Genomic DNA, 20,623 nt, shown 5'->3' on the forward strand with positions numbered 1-20,623 from the left:
ATTTGTTTTCATCGAATATTTTGTTCAGTTTTCAAAGGTCTACCTTGTTGATCACGTCTTCGTGACAACTATTTAACTATAACTCCAAGCGATTAATTTGTCAACTACTTTTTTTAATTTCTTTTTTCGTTGATGTCTCTTTCGTTTGGCGCATGTATAAATATACCAACTTTACAGAAAAGTGTCAACACTTATTTGAAATTAATTAAAACGATTTTCCCAACCTCCTTTTATAAGGCTCTAAACGTAGTGGTATAGGTCATGAAAACCGCAGAACTGTTAAACTTCCATTTAAGATTAAGCTTCTATTTAGCTAAACTAACTATTAATGTGTATACTGGAAGCTTAAATATGACACGAAGGAGTTTACACACCTTATGGAAGAAGTCGTTATTGTCGGAGCCAAAAGAACTCCAATCGGCAAAATAAACAAAAGCCTTGCTTCTTACTCAGCGGTTGAGCTGGGAACTATCGCAGTCCAAGCAGCCTTGAAGCAAGCCAATATTGATTCACAATTAGTAGAACAAGTCATTTTTGGTAATGCAATTCAAGCCGGTAACGGTCAAAACATCGCCCGACAGATTGAAATCAACGCTGGATTAAGTTCGAAAAGCACAGCCTTTACGGTTAACCAAGTTTGTGGATCTGGATTAAAAGCCATTCAAAGCGCCATGAACGAGTTAATGTTAGGTAATGCCGAAATCATTGTGGCCGGTGGAACTGAAAGTATGTCAAACGTTCCTTTCCTAAATAGAAATCAACGAACAGGAACTAAATTTGGGTCTATCACCTTAGAAGATGCTTTAGAAACCGATGGCCTTACTGATGCTTTTTCTGAAATGCCAATGGGCATTACCGGTGAAAACGTAGCTGATCAATTCAATGTCAGTAGAGAAGCACAAGATCAATTTGCCTTAGAATCCCATCAAAAAGCCCTAGCTGCTTATCAACGAGACGCATTTGCAGATGAAATCATCCCGATTCTCTTACCATCCGGTGATGTTATGACCGTTGATGAATCGATTCGTGCAGACACTAGTCTAGAAAAACTAGCTAAATTAAAACCCGCGTTCATCCCTAATGGAACCATTACGGCCGGGAACGCTCCTACCTTAAACGATGGTGCTGCAGCATTGGTTCTTACTACCGCTAAATACGCTAAGAAGCATCATCTTACCGTCCTAGCCAAGCTAAACGGTTACGCTGAACACGGAATTGACCCAAGTATTATGGGTTACGCCCCCTATTACGCTGTTAACCGATTATTAGAACGCCAAAACCGTTCTATAGAAGAAATTGATTTATTTGAAATCAACGAAGCCTTCGCTTCCCAGTCAGTAGCCGTAACACGTGACCTTCATATCCCCGCTGATAAAATTAATATTAACGGTGGAGCTATCGCGTTGGGACATCCCCTAGGCGACTCAGGCGCTCGTATCGTCACCACCTTGCTTTATAACCTCCGCCACACCAATAAGCATTCCGGAATTGCTACTCTTTGTATGGGTGGTGGAATTGGAGCCGCATTATCAGTTAAAATCTAGTACTTAACACAAAAAGGAACTACCACCCGCGGGTGATAATTCCTTTTTTATTTGGCTAATTCGGTTAGTTGAACTCGTTGCGCTGCTAATGATTGGGATAAATTATCAACTTGAGCTCTTAAATTAAGCACTTCATCAGCTGACCGCATTGCTGTATCTCGTTGCTTATTATCAACAGCTAAACGAGCTTCAGAGTGAGCCTGAGTTGCGGTCGTCAATAACTGATCAACTTCCGCTTTTTGTCCCGTTAACCGTGTAATCATTTGATTAATTGCCTGATAAGTTTCAATTTTACCATCTTGATTTTCTCGTCTAAGCCGTTCACTATCGCGGATAGTGGTATCCACTTTGCCCTTTAACTGCTTGATTTCATTAATCATCTGACTAGATTGTTCCAACATCACTGCTAGCTTGTCTGGCTGAGCAACATGTTGCTTCGCACCAGTTTTTTGAACTGGCTTAGGTTCAATCCCGGCAGCTCGCATTTGGCTTCGATAAAAGGCCTGATTAACAATATTTAAGGAAGCCATTGCATTTTGGCGGAGTTTATCAGTTACCAAATTAATTCGCAACAAATCATCTTGATTAATTCCAGTTTCTAATGGTTGAATTCCCACCGATAATTCATGTGCTTGTTCTGCAGTATGGTTAGAAATAGCCACTTGTTTTCTAACTTCAGTCAAATCCGTAGAACCACTACCGTTGATTTGTTCCATCATTTTAACTACGTCACTCACACTTTTAGCGGTTTGTTCCACAAATTTGGTGGTGGTAGTTACCTGATCTCTCATTAATTTGATAATGATATTGTCTTCAAAACGAATCTCATCTTCCCAATCCGTTGGTGCTGGTCGGTGAGTTACGCGAACATTTTGCAATAGATTAGTAACCATATGCGGATCAGTACCCAAGAATGCATTAGGATGATTATCGATGTCTGAGCGTTCACCAGGTTTTAAGTGTTCTGCAAATGGACTTTGATAAATCCAGAAATAAACGTGACGCGTTTGCTTAAGCAATAGCCGGTAACGACTACCACCATAACGCCGAACACTAGGATCTAATCTGATCATCCGATTAAATTCCTTCAGGGTTTTGGAATACATCCCCTTTTCGTAATCAAATTGGCCTTTACCCACTAACCCCAGCAACTGATCAATTGTATAGCGAGCTACTTGTTCAGCCACATCTTCAGCATTCAAGTTAGGATCGGTTAAATCAACGTTAACTACATCCCGGCTCTTAGTATATTCACCATTATCTATTTGTTTTAATAAATCATTACGAACTTGAGTGTAACTAACCAATACCGGCATCATTAAAACTTTACGAAGTTGTTGATAGAGATTTTCAAGCACTCCATAGCGTACCTTTAATGCTTGTCCCGTCACTTCATTGTAAATTTGATTACCACGACTATCTAAAACGTAACTATATTTAGCTTGGTAGTTAGCCCGTTGATTATTAGCTGGCGCTTTACTATCACTAGTTTTTAATCCAGCTAAATTCAAGATTCCTAGCTTGGATACCGACGTGGCAATGTTTTTAGATAACCGCAATCGATTAATCATGTCTTGATAATAGTTATTAATAATTGAAGCTAGATCTTCCCTATCGGTACTCATTGTCACGGGCACCCCAACCGTATCCCTACCGTTAGTAGCCATCTTATACAGCGTATCATAAAATTCCATAGGCGCCGCGATGGACAGTAATTCTTTTAATGGCTGGTTAATAAACCGTTGAATGGCGTTAGTCAGACTAGTTCGATCTTGAAACTCTAATTTTTTCTTGAGCTTTTCATCCAAAGTTTTAGTAAAGTCAGGGCCTTGATAGTTATATTCCGTTAATAATTGTTCGCCATCTTCAAATCGATAATCCATAACAAAGCTATGGGTCATTTCCCGATTAATAAAGGTACCAATTCTGCGATTATTTTCATCAATTTCCGCTTTTTTAGGATTTTTATCGCTAGCTTTCTTGAGTTTACGCTCTGGATTTCTTCCCTTTAAGTTACTATTAAAGTGCTGGAACCACTGATTAGCCAAATCAGTTTGTTGTTGAGTAGTCAACCGGCTTAACCGCCGACTAAGTGCTGGAATTACCGCTTGAGAGTTGTCATCTCTGTCGTCTCCCACAATTGCCATCACAAATTGACCCGCTGCGGTTTGGTATCCCCGTTCAAACCACTTGGGATCCATCACTTGTTCCCGGTAGGTGGCATAGTTTGCCCCGGTTGACCGGTTAATCACATCTTGGCTACCATTACCGCTCACCCATAAAACTAAATAGTAGAATCGCTCTACTGGCATCTTCATTAAGTCAATGATGGCAGCCCCATAACCTAAGCGTGCCTCTGGTTGCAACTTCAAATCATTTTCAGTTACTAACTGGGCAGTTTTATTAGTCACGATAGGTTGTTGCTCCACTTGAATATCTTCTGCTCCAAGTTGACTAGAAGCATATTCTCGCGCACCTAATACAGCCGCAGTGGTATCGCTAATCCATTCCGACACGTTAATTTTTGGTCGTGGTTTTCGTGGCTTAGATTCTTTTTTCTTTTTATTTGGTTTGTTTTTTGGTTTTTTATCTTTATCAGTTGCTTTAGTTTTTACTACTTTGCTGGCGTTATCGCCATCCCCACCATTACTTTTCTTATCTTTTTTTCGTTTTTTGCGCAGTTCAGACCGCGTTATTTCTGGTTGATTCACATCTAAAGAACCTATCAGCGGCTGGTTTTTTGCCATGTATTTCACCCCTAAGTCAACATTGATCTATGTAAATTAGTTCGTTAACCTTTACTTTGATAATAACCATTCTCTTGATTAAACTGGTCATTATAGACCGAACTTACCTTAATCTTAATGTATAATTGAAACGCATTCAAATATCTTTTTGCTCTTTACTAAAATATTTTGCCGTTTGGTGTTAAAATTGGTTGCGGAGTAAATGTTTTTGAATTATAATTTCTTCCTATGTTATGAGTGCGTGAGCCCGTAACCAATCTATAAAAACAGAAGGATGTGACACGAATGGCTGCAAGTTACTTACGGCAAGCAACAAACGAGGATCTCCCAGAAATCAAAAATATCATTCATGAGGCGATTGCCTTCTTACACGAACAAGGCATCGATCAATGGCAAAAGGGCTACCCGAATGATGGGGATCTGGAAACAGACGTTAAAAATGGGATTGCCTACGTTTTAGTTGTGGACAAACAAATTGCCGGTTTTGCTGCATTGCACCAAGGGCTAGATATCAATTATCTTAGCATCCACGACGGCGAATGGATTAACGGAGTTGAAGGTCGTTATACCGCCATCCACCGGATCGCCGTGTCATCAAAATTCCGAGGTCAACACCTATCACAACGGTTAATGAGCGGTCTAATTACCGTTTCCTCCGTTTTGGGTTATCACGATATCCGAATTGATACACATCCTGATAACAAGGGAATGCAACACGTTATTACTAGCAATGGCTTTGAAAAACGAGGCATTATTTACATGAAAGAAAATGAACACGAAGAAACCCCTCGTTTCGCTTACCAATTGATCATTGATTAACAATTAACGCCTGTTGTAGAATAGAACCAATGGGGTGAGATAATGTCACAAGCAGATAGTAGGGTTCAACTTGCACTGATTATTATGTACTTAATTGGTATCATTTGTTTAATTGTTACCTTCTTCTTTTTACGAAAAGTAAATGGTCGCAGCTGGACAAAATTTTCCATCGGGTTAATGGTCGTGATTATGATCATGGCAGTAATATTAAATACAGTATTTAATCTAGGTTAAATACATAAAAAAAGGAATTGACTTAACCGTCAACTCCTTTTTATTTGTACTAATTAATAATTAGTTTTTAAATTGTTGGTTTAGTTTACCAAAATCAATAGTTCCTAAACCAGTTGCTTGGTTATAAAGTTTGCCTGGTTGGCCAGTGTAATACAAGTTGGTGTTGTTTTCAGCACTGTCCAGCGGGGTAAATGGTGAATCACTACTTTGAGCAAATTTGTAGATAGTTGGATTCCAAAAACCAACCCGCGCACCATTACTTTGACTCATTAAAACGCTAGCTGCGGCCATTTGAGGAGATACAATACTAGTACCACCCATTGGCTTCATTTGACCGCCACCACCATTATTAGCTTTAGACATGTAAACATTGTAACCGGTAGTTTCATCAGCATTGGCAGAGACATCTGGCAAATTCCGTCCTTGCTTAGTACCAGTAACTACTTTAACAGGATTTACCATACTGAATTTACCCTTAGAATAATTCCAGCGTTGTTCTGCCCGGAAAGTTTGAGTACCACTAACGCCCTTTTGATAAGCGGGCATATTCTTATAAATGGTACTAAAACCACCACCACCAGCAGTAAAGTAAGCTTGTCTCTTTAATGCGCCTGGAATTTTCTTGTTACTATGAATTTCAGGATATAGGTATTCATCAGCCCAAGCCCGTTCCTTTTTCACTTGGTATGGTTGAGATTGTCCCTTAATTTTGTAAGTGGCTGGTAAACTAGTCCCCCCAGTAGAAGTTACGTATGGGGAAGTGGCCGGTTCACTAACTGCTAACCCAGTGGTTAACTCACTATCAGTAGCTCCTTCGTAAGCTCCGTTATCACCAGCAGCTACAAATGAACTAATTCCTTGAACAGCGGCTTGCTTAAATAGCAGGTTTAAAATATTGAAGTATTGTTTAGGCACAATTCCTAGCTTTTGTTCTTGAGCAACAATCTTTTCATTTTTACCCCAACTAGTGGATAGTGAATCGACCTTATTTTCGCCAATTGCCATCGCCAAGTTGTTAATCATAGAAATAGGACCATTTTGATTACTGGTGTACACCCGAATATTAGCTTGTGGTGCTACAGCCCCTGCTTGTTCGACGTCTAAAGTAGTTTCATCCATATTATCCCAGGTACCTTTATTACCATCAGTATGAACTTGACTAATTCGGTTAGCCTTTACCGGAATTCCTTCCATCGCCCAGAACTTAGTAGCATCCGATGGATTAAAGTTGGCAAAAGAAATAATTCCCACGGTCTTACCTTGACCTAGGTTTTGACCAGAGTTATACAATGCTGAAACATTGTAGCGGTTAATGAATTTTTGGGGCGTTAGATTTTTTGTGTTGTCCGTTGATGTGTTATTGGTTGTTTGATCCAATGCAGCTGGTTGCTTTACTAAATTAGATTTATAAGCCAACTTTTTCTTGTTAGTAGTATCTAAAACGTTAGCATATCCCGTAATGGACATTACGTTTTTGTACAAGGACTTTGGCAAATTAATCTTATCAGCTTTATTTTGGATCATTTCCCCGCCAGACACGGCTTTATTAACCAATTTAACGTGGAAGGCTTTTTGGATATCCTTAGTTTTTCCCTTAACTACTAACACAGAGTTACCACCAAAAACCGTCACTTTTAGATGATACTTCTTAAAGTAGTTTTGAAATTGCTTAACCGTAGCATTACTTTGACCAAACTTTTGGGCATATTGTGCTGGTGTTAAATACTTGCGGTAATTAGCACTGTTCTTATTAGTTACAGCATATGTATAACTAGTTAGTTGACTGGCATTACGACTTTTCAAAACAACATCAAAAGTTTGCTGTTTATTGCCGTTAACTGGTGTGGATTTCGCCTTAGCACTAGCAGAGATTCCCCCAAATCCTAACGCCAACGAAAGACTTAATGCCCCTAGTAGATAGTATTTTTTACTATGTTTCATTATTTCCCCCCTATATAGTCAATACAGTTTCTTATTTCTAGGTTCATCTTAGCATCTTTCTAAAAAGATGAGGTCGTATTAGCTCAGTGAACTCTATTATTATCGTAACTATAAAAAAAGCCCCCCATTTTAAAAATGAGGGGTTTTTAGGTTATTCAGCCAGAGATAAACCGGCCAAAAAAGTTTGAATTCGAGCATTATCTGAGTTAAAGAACTCTTCTGTCGGACCGGTAAATAAAATTTTGCCGTCTTCGACGAAAATGAGCTTTTGGGCTACTAACCGTGCAAATTCCATGTTGTGTGTTACTACGATCATTGCTTGGCCGCGCTTAGCCAAATCCTCTAAAATACGTAAAACCTGCATTTCTAATTCAGGATCTAACGCTGAAGTTGGTTCGTCTAATAACAAGAACTCTGGTTGCATCGCTAACGCTCTGCAAATTGAGATTCGTTGTTGTTGCCCACCAGATAGTTGACTAGGATATTGGTTAGCATACTCATCTAGTCCCACCATCTGCAAGAGTTCGTGAGCTCGTTGTTCACTTTGTTCCTTAGATTGTTTCAGCACTGTTCGAGGCGCTTCCGTAATGTTTTTCATCACGGTCAGATGCGGAAATAAGTTCCAATTTTGAAACACCATGCCCGACTTACGCCGAATAGCAAAGGTGGCTTTTTGAGAAATGGGTTTACTAAAATCAACGGTTAAATCATCAATTGTTAACGTCCCACTATCTGGTCTGGCTAACAAATCAATGGATCTCAACAGTGTTGATTTACCAGATCCTGATGGCCCCACGATGACGGTACTCTCGCCATCGGCAAAAGTAACATTGATGTCGTTTAACGCTAGTTTTTCTTTATATTGTTTAACTACGTTTTTTAATTCAATCATTAGCTTTCACCCCGTTTAATGTAACGGTTGGCATGCTTTTCCAAATAGTGTTGCAAAATACTCAAGAGGGAGCAGACCACCGCGTATAGTGCCGCTACCAAGCAATACATCAAGAGTGGTTGGTAGTTTTTCGCCGTAATTTCTTGACTAACGGTAAACATTTCTAAAATGGTAATGGAACTAGCCAAAGACGTATCCTTCACCAAGCCAATGAACTCGTTAGATAGTGTTGGTAAAGCAATCCGAATGGCTTGGGGGAAAATGATTTTAAATAACGTTTGCCGGGTGTTAAAACCTAAAGTAGCCGCCGCTTCCCATTGATCATCTGGAATGGATAATAACGCCGCCCGAATATTTTCCGAAGCGTACGCCCCGGTGTTCAACGAAAAAGTCACCACCGCTGCGGTAAAGGCCGGGATTTGCACTCCAATATTGGGTAGCCCAAAGAAAATGATGAACAACTGGACTAATAACGGCGTTGACCGAAACAGCCAGACGTAAAAGTACGCAATAGCGTCTAGCACACCCCAAATCGCCTTAACCAGCACGTTGCCTTTGGGTCGAGCCAACTTAATCAAAGCAGTAATCACCGCTAAAATCAAGCCAAAGATAAACGAAATAATTGCTAGCGGAATGGTAAATTTAATTCCCGCCGCAATTAATTGTGGCAGTGAGTCACTGATTGTTTGCCACATAACTTCAACTCCTAACTATTTTTGAGTAATATCAGCGGTAAAGTACTTCTTAGAAAGACGAGCCAAGGTGCCATCTGCTCGTAATTCTTTCAAAGCTTTATTAGCTTTAGTCCGTAATTTAGGTGAGTTTTTGTTAAACATTGCGGCAATTTCAGAAGCAGCAATTTTATCGGTAGAAATGTTCATCGTTTTTAAGTTGTTTTTAGGATTATCCTTAGCCCAACTTAAGAAGGCTTCCCGAGAATTGATAGTTCCTTGAGCTCGACCTTGAGAAATCAAAGCTACCGTATTTTGGAAAGTTTCAGATGGAATCACATTAGCCCCAAATTTCTTAGCTTGAATTGAGTTTTCAGTCCCAGTTCCTTCGGGGAAGGTCTTACCTTTAATTTGGTCCACAGAAGTGATCTTACTGTTCTTAGGCAAAATCAAAGCTGACTTAGAGTAAATGTATGGAGTGGAGAAAATAAATTGTTTTTTCCGTTCCGGTGTAACGGTGATGTTGTTGAGCACTACGTCAAACTTTTTAGCACCCAAACCAGCAATCAAAGAATCCCATTTAGTGGGGATGAATTTAGCTTTAAGTCCCATCTTCTTGGCCATTTGTTGACCTAGTTCAACTTCAAATCCTTGTAACTTACCATTTTGGCGGTAAGCATAAGGAGCATAAGTCCCTTCCAAACCAACGGTTAACGTCTTAGGAGTTACTAGTTCTGAATCAGCAGATTGTTTTTTACCACAGCCAGCTAATACCAGCACAATGGCAAGAGTTGCGGTAATCAGGGCAGTTAACTTCTTGAGATTTGACTTCTTCATGATAATTCCTCCAATAAATTTAAAATGATATAACCCTCATTTAAGCAGAAAACGACGGGGTGCAGACACTGTCCCCGTCGTTTTTAAATCCTAACTTCACTTAAGTAATTGCTGTTTAATTAACGAATAACCACTTTAGTACCCACTGGGACCGTTTGGTTAATCCACTTAGCATCCGGTACAGACAAACGCACACAACCGTGTGAGTTCGCACTCTTCCCTAACTGTTTGGCTTCTGACTTAATGTATTGGCCTTTAGAGTTAGTGGGTACCGTATGGAAAAGATAGATTCCGTGATCCTTAAAGGAAGTCCAATACTTAGCTCCTTCTTTAGACTCTTGGTTAAAGAAGAAATCGCCGCGTTCGCTTTGAATCTTGAAGTTTCCCTTAGGAGTTGAATCGTCTTTACCGGTGGAAGCGTACATAGTGTAAAGTACTTTGTTTTTCGCACTCATTACGTACACCCGTTGTTTTTTAATTGAGACACGCAAATACCGCCCGTTTTGGTTAGTAATCGTCGGGTAAGCTTTGTTTTCAGATGACTTGCGCCAGTTAATAACTGGGGCTGCCTTTTTGGCTGGACTTTTTTTGGCAGAGCTACTGCTAGCCGTATTAGATTCGGTTTTCGAGTTAGCCTGTTTGCCGTTGGAACATCCGGCCATAATAAGCACTAAGGCCAAGGCCATACAGACACGAATAACTTTTTTCATAAGTCCTCCTAATAATTAAACCACTTATTTTAATAAAGTAACATCAATAGCTTACCCGTATTTGCTAAAAATTTCAAGTTCCACTCTAATTTATTTAATTTCCACCGTTTCTCCACTATCTAACAGGAACAGATACTTATGGGTGACCGGCCGGTCTAACACGTGGGCCAAAGCAATGCCATAAAGTTCTAACTGCCCTTTGTAGCGTTCCACAATTTGTTCAATTGAATCCGCACCAGTCACATGATCGGTTTTGTAATCAAACAGAATCAACTCATCATCATTAATCGTGTAACCATCAATAATTCCGTGAATTAGGACGGACTGTGCTGGATCAGTTTCAAAGCCGGTAAAAATCTGTTGCGCCGGCATCAATAACGAAAACGGTACTTCCCGTTTAGTTTGTTTTTCATTGGCGACCACCAACTGGCCCAATTCACTTTGATAGAATTGGTGAATATGGTTGCCATTAATTTGGTGGGCCACCGTGGCGTCTAACACGTTAGCGGTAACCAAGCGTTCAATAACTGCTTGAATCGTTTCGTCGGTTGGTGCCGCGGTTAACGGCAATTGTTGAAGTACCAAGTGGGTCGCTGTCCCGATTTCAGTGGCTTTAGGAGCCTGTTGTTCTTGGAGAAATTGAGGCCGGTTCAACGGAGTAGTAAATGCCGCTTGTTTAGCCCCCACTTGATCAACGTCTAATAATTGATAGTTCCCCAATTCAACGTTGTCCGGATCATCAAATAACCGTTTAACTTCGGAAACGGCTTGGTAAGCTGTCGTTTTGGTAGCTGCTTGATAAGGGTAATTAAAATCAAGAATCGCATCGATTTGCGTTCGACTAGTTCTTTTTCCCGCTCCGTTTGGCTCGTCTATTAAATTGGGTTGCGGAGTCATCTTATTCATCCACTCTTTAGCCTGCTGACTCCCAGTTAATTGGGCGGGTTGAGCTTCAGCCAACTGCTGATCAGTAATTAAGTGAATTTGAATTTTGGTAGGATCATCCGCTAAAACGGAACTACCCAAACTATCCCCATAGGTAGCGACTACATCCGGTTGCCGCGAAACGGCTGGCTCAATCCAGTCCAGATAACTATTAGCATTTTCGCGCAATGCTTCTGGCAATAATAATTGATCGGCACTTGTTTTTGCTTGCCAGTCAGTTACTAGTTCCGACACCGATTCAGGTGCTTTTTTCAAATTAGCTACCAGGTATAATTTTTGTTCCGCTCGGGTCAAAGCCACGTAGAGCTTCCGCATTTCTTCGGAAACGGCGGCCCGCTTCGAACGATTTTTAATCACCTGTTTTTGTAGGGTATCGCTGACCTCTCTGGTTTGGGGGTTAAAGTAAGAAATTCCGACCCCTAGATGATCGTTTAAGACGTACCGTTGGCGTAAATCCTGTTGGTTAAATTGCTTTCCCAGATCATTAACGAATACTACCGGGAATTCCAACCCCTTACTACCATGAATCGTGGTAACCGTCACGGCATCATCGCCGGTTTGGATGCTAGCTTGACCAAGGTCATCATCGCGCTGTTGCATCCGTTCAATAAACTGAACAAACGCAAACAATCCTTTAAAGCTAGTTTGTTCGTACTGAGATGCTCGTTGATATAGCGCATGCAAATTAGACTGGCGTTGGTAACCAGCGGGCATCCCACCTACGTAGTCTAAGAATCCAGTTTGGTCATAAATCGCCCAGATTAGGGCCACTAAATCATTTTGTTGGGCCAGATCCTTGAAAGTAGTCAACTGACTTAAGAAACGGTCCACCATTTCATAAACCCGGCGACCAAACTCGGTTGCCTCACTTTCCCGAAACTGCTCGTGAAAATCCAACACCGCTTGATAATAATTGCCGGTTTTATGGTTAATCCGAATGTATGCCAGTTGGTTTTCATCTAAGCCTACGATCGGCGACCGCAACACTGCCACTAATGGAATATCTTGATAAGGATTATCGATAATCGTTAACAGGGCCATCATGATTTGAATTTCGGTGGTTTTAAAATAACTCCGAGCTTGCCCGATCATTGCCGGAATTTGGTATTTACTAAACACATCGGAAATAGTGAGGTCGTTATTATGGGTGGAAGCTAAAATCGCAATGTCTTGATATTTAATCGGTCGCATTTGTTGGCTCTGGCGGTCAAAAATTTCTACCTGGTCGTCGACTAATTGGCGAATGCGTTGCGCAATAATTTCCGCCTGGCCGCTAGCCCCGTCTTCTGGCACAAAACTAGCGTTAACTGCTAATTCCGGTTTAGCAGTGGCATCAGTAGAATATAGTAACATTTCCGCCGGTAATTGCACGTTTTCCGGATAATACGTAGCACCAAACTTCAGATAAGCAGCCCCCGTATAATCCACTTCTCCTACTTTGCGATCCATCACCTGTTGAAAGATCAAGTTGGTGAAGTGATCCACATTGGCCATTGAACGGAAATTCTCGGCCAAGTTAATCAGTTCATCAGAAGTATCTGCTTGTTGATAAGCGGTTTGCTTCTCGATAAACATCGTTGGATCAGATAGACGGAACCGATAGATTGACTGCTTAACGTCCCCCACCATAAACCGGTTGCCTCGTTGGGGATTAGCTAGCTGACTTAAGATTGCTTCTTGTAACTGGTTGTTATCTTGATATTCATCTACCATAATTTCCACGTACTGGCTCTGTAACTTGGCCCGTACCTGGTGGCCCGGTTCAGTATCCAACGTCAAAATATCGTAGGCCGCATGTTCTACATCAATAAACTCCATGGCGTGCCGTTGGCGTTTGGCCAAGTCATAGGCCTCAGAGAACTGCGTTACCACTTCACTTAACAATTGCACCCGCTGAGCAGCTGCTTTAATCAAGGCTACGGTGTGTTCTTCATCCAATTCGAAATAATCCGTCCGGAGGCTATCCAGACTACTTTTAATTTCCTTTTTTAAGTCTAAATTTTGTTTATGCACCGCTTTTTGTTCCGGTTCCGCATTTCGCAAAGTACTGATAGGTAGTTTAATTTGACCTAAAGTAGCTCTTAGTTGGTTCCAATCGGCGGCTGCCACCTGAGCGTTTAAATCAGTCAAAAGTGTTTTTAATTTTTGGCCCAGTTCTTCATCCTTAAGTAACTCTGCCTTTTGAGAGTTACGAATAATTTGGTCAGTTACCAACAGTTCTTTTTCTAAGGTGATTTTTAATTCTGGTAGGATATCGTCTATGAACAGCTGACTTTGGGTTAATTGTTCGGTGTCTAATTCGTAAAACGACGCCGCTGCCGTTAACCAACCAGTAGGGTCTTCGTTAACGTTAGCAAAACGGTACATTTCCATCACCAAGTTGGTTAACCCATCATCACTGCGATCATTAGAAAAATTATCGGTTAACGCCGCAAACTCTCCGGTTTCATCATCAGCATATAATTGTTCGCGCACGTCAGCCCAAATTTGTTCTTGTAACAAGCTCACTTCGGTACTATCAGTTAATAAACGAAAATTGGGATCTAAGCCCAACAAATAGTAATAGCGCCCGACTAATTTTTGGCAGTAGGCATCAATGGTGGTGATGTCTGCCACCGGCACTTTTTGAATTTGTCGTAGCAAATGCCGTTTTAGTTGAGGATCATTGGCATCTTGATAGTCTTTTCGTAACGCGCTTTGAAGTCGTTCCTTCATTTCCTTAGCGGCTGCATTAGTGAACGTCACCACTAATAGTTGGTCAATATTAATTCCATCTTCCACTACCATTTTGATAATCCGATCGACTAGAACCCGCGTTTTCCCGGAACCAGCTGATGCGGATACCAAAATGTTACCAGCGGGATGATCATTAATGGCCTGTTTTTGGCCCGCAGTATATTCCATCCTATTGTTGCCCCCTTAGTGAATCTAGTACTTCTTTAACCGTTAACTTGGTTGGCATTCGGTAGTTGTTTTGTGGTAGTAGTGGATCAAAATTCATAATTGCTTTATACGGCGTAAACTGCATCGCCGTATCATTAGGACCGTATTTCACTGGCATTAAACTATTATCTCCAGCAAAAATACGCTGAGCAGCTGATTTAATCAGATCCTCATTATGCAGCAAAAAGGCATTGAGGTCGCTAGGATTAATCAAGGTGTTCTTTTTGGCGATCGTTCCCTTTGCTAAACGATTTAATGGATAAACCAAGGACTTTTGCCCCGGTTCAACTTCCTTGGTCATTTCATCCACTAATGGTGCATCATCCACGATTAAGCCTTTATAGGTGTGGGCCTCCAGTAAGGCCTTTTCCAAATCATAATCCGCTTTACGCAACTTCTCCGTGGTAAACCGCGGATTATAAACGTGCAAATACAAAGCTCCGGCCAGTAAGGCTTCTTCGTCATCGGTAATTAGATCTAAGTTTTTCCGTAAGACATCTAAATAAGTCAATAACTGCATAGAAGTCCCATCATAGGCTTGTGCGTAATCAAAAGTCTTGTCACCAGACTTGTAGTCCACTACTCCGTAATAACTTTGGTTATCGACCTTGATACTATCAATTCGGTCAATACGCCCGCGCACGTGTACTTCACGTTTTTCTGGCAACGCAAAATCTAACCCCTTCAGGGTATTAGGCCCCGCTTGGCCAAAAATCAATTCCGTTTGCTTAGGTCGCATTGGGGTCAGTTGTCCCTGCTTGCGCATTGTTTGCACCATCTGAATCACAGTCTGTGTTAGTTGGTTAGTCAAATATTGCATTCGCGCTGAACTAGTCAAGATGACGTACTGTAACTGACTAGGATCATGAATAATTTCGTTAACCACTTGCTTAACCAGGTTAGCGATTTCGATATCACTTAATTCCGTTAATTCTTGTTGATTATCATTCGTGATTTTCACTACTCGGTCTAGCGCTTCATGGAAGAACTGGCCGGTACTTTGGGTCGATAAATCGAAAACTTCGCGTTCTTGTAATCGCAAACCATATCGCAAATAGTATTCGTACGGATTGCGGTAGAACAGTTCTAATTGTGAAATCGAAGTATCAATGGCTTGCCCGTATAACCCGGTCACGATGTCTGGATTTAACTGGGCCGGCACGTTTTGGTAGTCGATACTGCGCAATAATTTCGTGGTCAGATCAGCAGTTTGAGGTTGGTACCGCAGTTTTTGGTACACTAACTGCCAAGCTAGAGGTAACGGTTGATCTTTCGCATAAGCGGCTTGGATCACCTGAATTAAATGGTGCAGCGTGGCTCTAGCAGTTCCCAAGTACGGCAAAATATCTTCACTAGCCGTTGGAATTGCGGGTGCGTGCTGCGTCGGAATTTCAAAAAACTTCTGAATTCGACTGACGTATGGTGAAATGGCCGCACTCCCCTCATCATCGTCTTGAGGACAATAGCTAAAGATGAGTTGCTGACTACTACTAGTAAACGCCAAATAATTTAAATAGGGTTCCCCAGCCATTTGCAAACCACTATCGTCACCTAAATACTGACCTTCAGCAAGCTGTTCTTGAAGTTGAACTAAATCATCGTCCCCAAATAGTTGGTCATTGGTAAGTTGGGCCGGCATATTATTGTCTGTAGAACCGATCATAACCGTAATTTTACGGTTGCTAGTCTGCACAATTCCGCTTTCAGAAATTCGAACTTGATCTAAGGTTGACGGAATAGCAGAATATTGAGCATTTTGAAATCCAGTTAATAACAGCTGCCAAAAATCAGCAAAGACAAATGGTTGGTCACCTAAGATCATAACCTCTTCATCTAATAAACTGTTTAAGTTATTAACGACCTGCTCAATTTCGTTAGCTTGGGTAATATTACCGTCGTCCACAGCAGTTTGCCGCCAACCTTCGAGTTGTGATAACACCCCGTTAGCTTCTAAGAAATTATACAAAATGGCAGCAGCATCCCGGTTAGTTTTAGCCTTAAATAATTTACGATAAAACGGTGGTAGAATTGCTTGAATAAAGTGCCGAATCTGATTGACTTGCTCACTTAAAGCTTGGTCTTTACTAGTTACCATGAGGTCGTCAGCATCCACCTTAGCCGTGCCATAAGGCCAATCTTCTTTTTGCAGCCAGGCATATCCTTCATAACCGTTTTTTAAGATTAAGTTTTCGGTTAACGCCACGGAACGTCTAAACTGGCTCAAAGGCATAGCTTGACCGTCAACCATTGGAATCAACAATTCACTTTTTAGTAACCGCATCATATCAGAATACCGATAGCTCCGCCGCTTTTTATCGGGAGTTTGCACCGCAAATAACGCTGAGATTAATTCTACTAATGGGTGGTCGGCCATCGTTTTTTGTTGATCTTCAAAAAACGGAATTGAGTTTAACTCCATGACGGGGGCTAAAAACTGCTGATACTGGTCCAAATGGCGCGTCAAAATCAAAACGTCGCTGTAACGATATTCACCACTGGATACTGCTTGGCGAATTCTGGTGGCTACTTGCATTAATTCAGAATACCGATTATCAGCTTGAAACACCTGAACTGCATCGCCTAATTGCTGTGGAGCGGGCAACTGGGCATTTAAGGTATTCGAAGCAATCCAGTATTGTTCTAATGCCATTAAGGGTGGACAAATTCTTGGTGTAGTTGTGGTAATCGGTGCTAAATATGGAACTTGGTTATCACTTGCAAAATGGTATAACTGCCAAAACGTCTTAGCCGATTGATAAAACAAACTGGTTGTATCGGGTAACTCTACCGGATAAGGATGATCTAAAACCAATGACACCACTACTTTATGGGCACACTGAATTAAGGTTTGTACTAATTGTAATTCCACAGCCGTAAACCGAGAAAAACCATCAATATAAAAATCAGTTTCACTCAAATCAACGGTTTGCAGATATTCCGTCAGTAAGCGCAAGATATTAGCCCCATCGTAAAATCGTTCGGTGATCCGGGTTAGATACTCTTCATATACAATGACAAAATCATGGAGTTTATCACTGAGATCATTAGATAATTGTTGGCCTGCCAACAGTTGCTGCAAGTCCGCAGGTAAAACATTACCGTTTTGCATCTCAGTAATTTGCTTGGCAATTTGTTCAGTGAAACCCACTTGGTGCACTTCCTGATCAAATAAATATAGATCCGCTTGCCGGTCAATAATAATTTGGTAGATTGCCATATTAGTTCCGGTGGCACTAATCCGTTGCTTTTGGTAAACCGGATGATTGCGCAAGAAATACCAAGCTAACCGTGAAAAAGACAACACTTGTAATTGGCTAGTAGCTACCGTTGCCTGCTCACTATCTTGAAGGTGTTTCAACGCCTGCACTTCACTTTCGAATTTAATATGGTTAGGCACCAGGTAAAATGCGGTTTGAGTTGGTTGCTTCTTAATCTGTTCAATAATTGCTTGTTGGTGATCCATACCAGCAGTGCCCAAAATAAATTGAAGCGCCATAATCGTTAACCCCCTTTGGTTAATTCTGAACGTTTGTGAAAAAAGCGATCCTTTTTGGTTGAATTTTGCGGTTAAAATGACTATCATTAGATACGACTTGGTGAATCATTTTGATTGTTTCACCATAAGAAGCTGGTACTGATTGAAAATCAAAATTCTTCCTAAGAATCTCAGAACGTAATCGACAAGCAGCATATAATATTTCTTCAAACGATAATATTACAAACCCGCCAACTTCTTTCGTCAAACTACCACAGAGACTCACCCGGTCTCTTCACAAACGTAAGTGAAGGATAACGCCTAACGGCATTACCCTTCACTTTTTTTGCGTATTAAAGCTTAATTAGTTAATTTATTTTCCGCTAAGACTAACTCTGTGTACTTGTCTAAATCAGCCAAAATAGATTGATTTTCGTTTTCAGGGTGTTCAGCTAGGTTGTCAGATGCATATGCCCAGTACGCTAAATTTTCAGTAATCGGCACGATATCTCTAACAATTTTAAATTCAAATAATTGGCGATTTTGATCAGCCATAATGCGGTAACTTTCGTAATCGGTGATGATATGCATTTTTTCTTGAGTTTCTTTGGAATGTAGCAGCACAATCACAAAATGAGATTCTGCGTTGCGCTGGGCTAATCGTTCCTTAATGGTTTGCAACTCCGCGGTTTGTAGATTAATTGTCATTTCGCTTCCTCCGTAGTCAAACGATCGATTAGACCAATAGATTGGTTAACAAATTTTTCAGTGAATAAAGCTTCCAAACTAATTTTGGCAACGTTGGTAACACTCACTGTTCCCTGCGGCATTGGTGTTCCTTCCTGGTAGATAGTTAATTTATCTGATCCTGGATTGGTTAGTGGACTCTGCCTAATGACCGTATAGTTGATTTCTTCTTCATCGATAATTTTAATTGCGTACTGCTGTTGCCACCGAATTTCTCGTTGCTCAGCAGTTAATTGCGCTTGATCGTTTAACTCACCATTCACACCCACTTCGGTAAGCAAAATAAACCGGTCTAGCACTTGCTGCTGGGATCGCAATACTTCAAACACCGTCAAAATGTTTTGATCAATATCCTCAGCCGGTAAATTACAGTAAATTACGTTGACGTCCTTCAACGCCATTTGCAGTTCGTTGGGTGTTACCACGTCACTGTTATAAAATACGTAATCAATATCCGCATTCATTTCTAGATCTTCAATTACTAATTCAGAAACCGGCGATGCGGCTCCCAACACCATTATTTTTAGCACTAGCTTATCCTTTACTAATAATATTTACTATTGCTTCATTATAGTTGAATTGCTCGTTAAAGAAAACTAATCGTCAACCGAATTTTAAGGGCTTAATCAGAACTTTATGAAAATAAATTGTTTTTTAAGTTCGGAGATTGCCATATTTATTGAATAATGTTATTATTATTTTGTTGTTTTTATGATAAACACGAACATTTATTCAAAGGAGATTGCTATTATGTTAAATTCGATTTCGAAATATTTTGATTTTGAAAACCGAAACACCAATTTTAAGAAGGAAACGATCGCCGGGATCACTACCTTCGTCTCCATGGTTTATATTTTATTCGTTAATCCCAACGTCTTAGGCGTTACCGGTATGGATAAGGGTGCCATCTTCACAGCTACCGCCTTTGCTTCTGCCTTTGGGTGCTTCTTAATGGGATTTTTAGCCAATTATCCCATCGCTATTTCAGCTAGTTTGGGAATCAACGCCTTCTTCGCTTATTCCGTTTGCTTAGGAATGCACGTCGAATGGCAAACCGCGCTCTCTGGCGTTTTCGTTGCTTCTATTATTTTCATCATCCTAACCGCTTTAAAGCTCCGGGAAAAAATCATCGATGCCATCCCCGCTGATTTAAAAGCCGCTATCGGTGGTGGGATTGGTTTATTCATCGCCTTTCTAGGTTTGCAAGACGGTGGGTTAGTAATGGGCAACAAAGAAACGCTGGTTAGCCTAGGTAGTTTACATACTGGCACCACGTGGATCACTATCTTTGGATTAGTGATTACCTTAGTAATGATGAGCATGAAAATTCCGGGAGCTATTTTTATCGGAATGGTTTTAAATACTATCTTGGGTATGGCCGTGGGCTTAATTCCGCTTCCTACTCACTTAGTTTCTAGCATTCCAAGTATTGCTCCTACATTTGGTCAAGCGATCACCCATATTGGTAACATCGATTCAGTCCAAATGGTCGTCGTGGTCCTGACCTTCTTATTAGTAACGTTCTTTGATACCGCTGGAACGTTAGTGGGCTTAGCTCAACAAGCTGGTTTAATTAAGGACAATAAGATTCCTAACGTTGGAAAAGCCTTAATCGCTGACTCTTCTACTATGATGGTTGGTTCTGTTTTAGGAACCTCTCCAATGGGCGCCTTCGTTGAATCTTCAGCCGGAATCGCTGTCGGTGGTCGGACTGGTTTTACTACCATCGTGGTTGGGATTTTGTTCATCTTAGGCACTTTCTTCTCCCCACTACTTTCAGTAATTACTACTCAAGTAACCGCTCCTGCCCTTATTATTGTTGGAATCTTAATGGCTCAATCCCTCAAACAAGTTCATTGGGAAGAATTTGAAATTGCAGCACCATCCTTCTTAATCATGGTAGGGATGCCATTTACTTACAGTATCGCTGACGGAATTGCGTTAGGCTTCATCGTTTACCCAATCACCATGATCGCAGCTAAACGCGGCAAAGAAGTGTCTGCAATGATGTACGCCTTAGCAGTCGTCTTCGTAATCTTCTTATGGATTTTAAACAGCTAAACTAATTTTGACCCGGGTAGCAAAAAGCGGTAAAGTTGAGACGGTTGATTTCAACTA

Annotated in this window: 13 protein-coding genes; 3 read left to right on the forward strand and 10 right to left on the reverse strand. The window is 40.9% G+C overall.

Annotation, left to right across the window (positions count from 1 at the left end; genetic code table 11):
* The first annotated feature begins 377 nt into the window (after positions 1-377).
* Entirely contained in the window at positions 378-1,544 is a 1,167-nt protein-coding gene (locus OXT66_RS00005; RefSeq protein WP_268595034.1) for a thiolase family protein, read from the forward strand.
* Positions 1,545-1,591: 47 nt separating this feature from the next.
* Here OXT66_RS00005 and OXT66_RS00010 read toward each other — a convergent pair whose 3' ends face one another.
* Positions 1,592-4,291 carry a hypothetical protein gene (locus OXT66_RS00010; protein ID WP_268595035.1) on the reverse strand — a complete coding sequence of 900 codons (2,700 nt, stop codon included), beginning with the start codon at positions 4,289-4,291 and terminating at the stop codon, positions 1,592-1,594.
* A gap of 285 nt (positions 4,292-4,576) precedes the next feature.
* Here OXT66_RS00010 and OXT66_RS00015 point away from each other — a divergent pair, with 285 nt between their 5' ends.
* Positions 4,577-5,110, forward strand: coding sequence for a GNAT family N-acetyltransferase (locus tag OXT66_RS00015; protein ID WP_268595036.1), 534 nt, complete (start codon positions 4,577-4,579; stop codon positions 5,108-5,110).
* A gap of 294 nt (positions 5,111-5,404) precedes the next feature.
* On the opposite strand, the gene OXT66_RS00020 is transcribed toward OXT66_RS00015, so the two are convergent.
* From OXT66_RS00020 to OXT66_RS00060, 9 genes are all read right to left on the reverse strand, one after another.
* Positions 5,405-7,285 (reverse strand): S53 family peptidase, encoded by a 1,881-nt coding sequence (locus OXT66_RS00020; RefSeq protein ID WP_268595037.1) that lies wholly within the window; start codon positions 7,283-7,285, stop codon positions 5,405-5,407.
* A 151-nt stretch (positions 7,286-7,436) separates the two neighbouring features.
* Positions 7,437-8,177, reverse strand: a complete 741-nt coding sequence (locus tag OXT66_RS00025; RefSeq protein WP_268595038.1) for an amino acid ABC transporter ATP-binding protein — start codon at positions 8,175-8,177, stop codon at positions 7,437-7,439.
* The gene (locus tag OXT66_RS00030; RefSeq protein ID WP_268595039.1) at positions 8,177-8,872 is read right to left on the reverse strand and encodes an amino acid ABC transporter permease; all 696 of its coding nucleotides are present in this window, start codon (positions 8,870-8,872) and stop codon (positions 8,177-8,179) included. The genes OXT66_RS00025 and OXT66_RS00030 overlap by 1 nt, the downstream gene beginning before the upstream one ends.
* A gap of 15 nt (positions 8,873-8,887) precedes the next feature.
* The gene (locus OXT66_RS00035; RefSeq protein ID WP_056977235.1) at positions 8,888-9,685 is read right to left on the reverse strand and encodes a transporter substrate-binding domain-containing protein; all 798 of its coding nucleotides are present in this window, start codon (positions 9,683-9,685) and stop codon (positions 8,888-8,890) included.
* A gap of 119 nt (positions 9,686-9,804) precedes the next feature.
* Complete coding sequence (locus tag OXT66_RS00040) at positions 9,805-10,395, reverse strand: L,D-transpeptidase (protein ID WP_054671952.1); 591 nt, start codon at positions 10,393-10,395, stop codon at positions 9,805-9,807.
* Between the two features lie 90 nt (positions 10,396-10,485).
* A complete protein-coding gene (addA, locus tag OXT66_RS00045; protein ID WP_268595040.1) occupies positions 10,486-14,244 on the reverse strand; it encodes a helicase-exonuclease AddAB subunit AddA in 3,759 nt (1,252 codons plus the stop codon).
* A 1-nt stretch (position 14,245) separates the two neighbouring features.
* The gene (locus OXT66_RS00050) at positions 14,246-17,779 is read right to left on the reverse strand and encodes a PD-(D/E)XK nuclease family protein (protein WP_268595041.1); all 3,534 of its coding nucleotides are present in this window, start codon (positions 17,777-17,779) and stop codon (positions 14,246-14,248) included.
* 339 nt (positions 17,780-18,118) lie between these two features.
* Positions 18,119-18,466, reverse strand: coding sequence for a hypothetical protein (locus OXT66_RS00055; protein ID WP_268595042.1), 348 nt, complete (start codon positions 18,464-18,466; stop codon positions 18,119-18,121).
* Positions 18,463-19,035, reverse strand: coding sequence for an NAD(P)H-binding protein (locus OXT66_RS00060; RefSeq protein ID WP_268595043.1), 573 nt, complete (start codon positions 19,033-19,035; stop codon positions 18,463-18,465). The genes OXT66_RS00055 and OXT66_RS00060 overlap by 4 nt, the downstream gene beginning before the upstream one ends.
* Positions 19,036-19,255: 220 nt before the next feature.
* Between OXT66_RS00060 and OXT66_RS00065 the strand changes: the two genes are divergently transcribed.
* The gene (locus tag OXT66_RS00065) at positions 19,256-20,566 is read left to right on the forward strand and encodes an NCS2 family permease (RefSeq protein WP_268595044.1); all 1,311 of its coding nucleotides are present in this window, start codon (positions 19,256-19,258) and stop codon (positions 20,564-20,566) included.
* Positions 20,567-20,623 lie beyond the last annotated feature (57 nt).

It is taken from the genome of Lentilactobacillus senioris, assembly GCF_026798195.1.
In the GTDB taxonomy this organism is placed as follows: domain Bacteria; phylum Bacillota; class Bacilli; order Lactobacillales; family Lactobacillaceae; genus Lentilactobacillus; species Lentilactobacillus senioris_A.